Source organism: Hyphomicrobium sp. (genome assembly GCF_020852195.1).
Taxonomy (GTDB): Bacteria; Pseudomonadota; Alphaproteobacteria; order Rhizobiales; family Hyphomicrobiaceae; genus Hyphomicrobium_C.
The window spans coordinates 1-3022 of the sequence record NZ_JADZBI010000075.1 but is presented as its reverse complement, the minus strand read 5'-3'; the positions used below and the strand labels follow the sequence as shown (position 1 = coordinate 3022).

Below are 3022 nucleotides of genomic sequence, written 5' to 3'. Positions count from 1 at the left end.
GTGAAGCCTTCCAGCTTCGCCAGGGCCTCGGCCAGCATCGCGGCGTTGTACTCCGGATTGACGACGGGGTTGCCCCAGCGGTCGTTGATAATCAGGCTGGGGGCAAGGCGGTAATAGCGGAAGCCGCCGCCGCCTTTCCAGCCGACACTTTCGGTGATGCCGCCCTTGTCCTCGCCGTCGATAACCGTCTTCAGGCGTGGAATGATGTGAGTGTGGCAGTGCTCACCCAGCTCAACCATGATCCAGCGGCGACCCATCTTGTGCGCAACTGCGCCGGTGGTGCCGGAACCGGCGAAGGAGTCGAGAACGAGATCGCCAGCGTTGGTGGCGATCTCGATAACACGTTTGAGAAGGCGCTCAGGCTTTGGGGTTCCGAACGATTCGTCGCCAGGAAACAATGCGCGCATTTCATTTTTCGACGTGCGATTGCTTCCCACCTCGTCCTTGGACCAAAGGGTTCGCGGCACCAAATCGCCAACCTCGGCAAGGTAGCGCTTTATGCTCGGCCGAGCATTGCCTGTCGGACCCCACCAAATCCGCCCGTCGTTGTCCAGTTCCCGCAGCTTTTCTTCCGAAATTCGCCAATAGCGGCCCGCTGGCGGGGAGAATTCTCGGCCAGTCGGCCCGGTGATCGTGTACTGGCCCTTTGAGTAAGGCTTATTTGCATACGGGTCCCCAGGGAGCCAAGGCCCCCGTTTATCGTTGTCCGGGTTTGAGTAGATTGAGTTTGCCTCATCTGTCCGCGCAAGCTTCCGGGGGGCCCACTCAGGAACCTTTGCATAGACCAGCAAATGGTCATGGTCCGTTGAGAACTGCCGTGCAGAGTTCCGGGGAGAATCGGCCTTCTCCCAAATGGCATTGCACACAAAATTTGCCCGCCCAAATATCTCATCGCACAACACCTTGAGGTAATGCGCCTCGTTGTCGTCGATGGTGATCCATAGCGAACCGTCCTCCGTCAATAAGCGCCGAATGATCTCCAGCCGGTCGCGCATCAGTCCCAGCCAGATCGAGTGCTCCAGCCCGTCGTCGTAATGCGTGAACGCGCTGCCGGTGTTGTACGGCGGGTCGATGAACACGCACTTCACCCGGCCCGCGAACTCCGCCTCCAGCGCCTTCAGCGCCAGCAGGTTGTCGCCGAAGATCAACCGGTTGTCGAAGATGTCGTTATCCGATACGCGATGCTTGGCGTGATAGGACTTCTCGGAGTCTTCGAGCAGGATGCGCGGCTCCAGCTTGGGCCGCTTCTCCTTCCCGATCCAGGTGAGTTCTAGTTTTTGTTTGCGCATGACATCGCTCTCATAGCTGTGGCGCGCGGCTCGACACGTAGTCGACCAACCGCTTGCGCGGATACGCGTCCGCTGCCTTCTGAATATTGCGCAGTGCCGCGATGGCCGGATCGGCACCCAGCGCAAAGTGGGTTTCCATCAGGTCAGCCAGGAAGGCCACGACGTTGCCCTGGTTGCGGAAGTAGGCCAGCGGCCCCTCAACAACGAGTCGCTGCTGGCCGAGGTCGAAAGCCTGCTGCCGGAGCTGATCGAGCGGCTGGCTGATCAGCGCGGGAATCGCTGCCGGGTCGATGACGGCTGCCGCGCCGATGCGGTTGCGCAGGCGCTTCATCATGACCGCCGTGATGGCGGGCACGCCGTGACGGTAGATCAGGCGTTCTTGGCTGCGTGACGCGGCGTTCTGCTCGTAGCCCACTACGAGAGTGCGGATCGCGCGGTGGCACAGAACGGCGTTGACCAGCACCACTCCCGGCAGGGCCTCAGTGAACAGCGCTTGGTACTCGGCGGAGTCGGAATTGGTGAGGCGCGCTGGCTCACTCTTGAGCCACACTGCGTAGCGTGGGTCGTTCTGTTGCGAGGCCAGTGCCCGCAGAGCCTCATCGAGCGTGATGGCATTGGTGCCGTTTTCCACGGCCTCGGGACGGTAGTGGTAGTCGAAGCCAAGGTGGGCAATCTCCTGCCGCAACCGCTCCTGGTTCTGGTCCAGCGAGGCGAAGTTTCCCGCCTGGACCGGGTTTTGATGGTTGCGCGCATTGGTCACCCGCTTGCCGAAAGGACCGTCTGCAGGGGCTTTGATCAAGGTAAAGATCACCTTGGCGTCATCGATGCTCTTGCCCGGATGCTGGCGGACGAACTCGGCAGCCGACGCCACGGTCTGCGCGCCGTTGATGATGGACAGGCCCCGCACCTTGAACTTCTTGACGCCATTCTTGTTGGCCTTCGGCTCGATCAGGTCGCAGACGGCCGTGACGCCATTGTTCAGGTAGAAGAAGTCCGCCGGGGAGTCATGCAAGGTCGTCTGGATGGCCTTGTTAACCTCAGACTTGCTGCTACCGAGGAAGTAGCGGATGTTGCGCTCGTACAGGGCCTTGCCGTGCATCTGGTGTAGCCTCACCAAGTCTGCCAGCCGCGCAACACCGTAGTATGTGGCTCGCGGGCTTTCGACTTTCGCGTGCTTCTGCAACGCGATATCCGTGTGCACCGGTTGGTAGGCCTGTTCCGCCAGCAGATCTCGGGCGATCTCGGTTGCCGTGTAGTACTCCACCTGCTTGGCCAGCCGCTCTTCATCGAGGTTTTCGTCGTCGAGCAGCGCCTGTAAGGCGTCGCGGGCCGTTTGCGATACACCATCGCCGGTGTAGGACACGACCAGCTTGATGTGGCTACACGCATCGAGTGCGTCCTCGATGTCAGACTTCCGATTCAGGACGTTTCCGTTGAACGCGGTGAAGTCCTGTTTGAGCAACAGGCGAATGCCCTCGCAGAACGGCAGCGCATCCTCCTGCTTGAACTGCTCGGATTCCTTCAGCTTGGTTTGCAGCAGGTACAGCGTCTCCGACGGCGCGTGATAGTGGATCGCGTCGATGCCCTTGTCGTTGAAGTCGTCCACGACCGAGGCGGCCGCCACCTGTGGCGTAATGTCGAGCACCTTGTGCAGGGCGAAGGCGCTGAAGGCCCGCGAAAGCTGTTTCGCCGCGTGATCGGCGGGATTGACGTTGCCGAGCAATGGCGGCAGG

The 3022-nt window shown here is 60.9% G+C and carries 2 protein-coding genes; both read right to left on the bottom strand.

Annotated elements, in window-relative coordinates; genetic code table 11:
- The coding region (locus tag IT540_RS05830; protein ID WP_291174418.1) for a site-specific DNA-methyltransferase at window positions 1-1289 on the bottom strand (1289 nt) is incomplete at its 3' end.
- A 10-nt stretch (window positions 1290-1299) separates the two neighbouring features.
- Window positions 1300-3022: AIPR family protein (locus IT540_RS05825; RefSeq protein WP_291174416.1), on the bottom strand; the 1723-nt coding region annotated here is incomplete at its 5' end.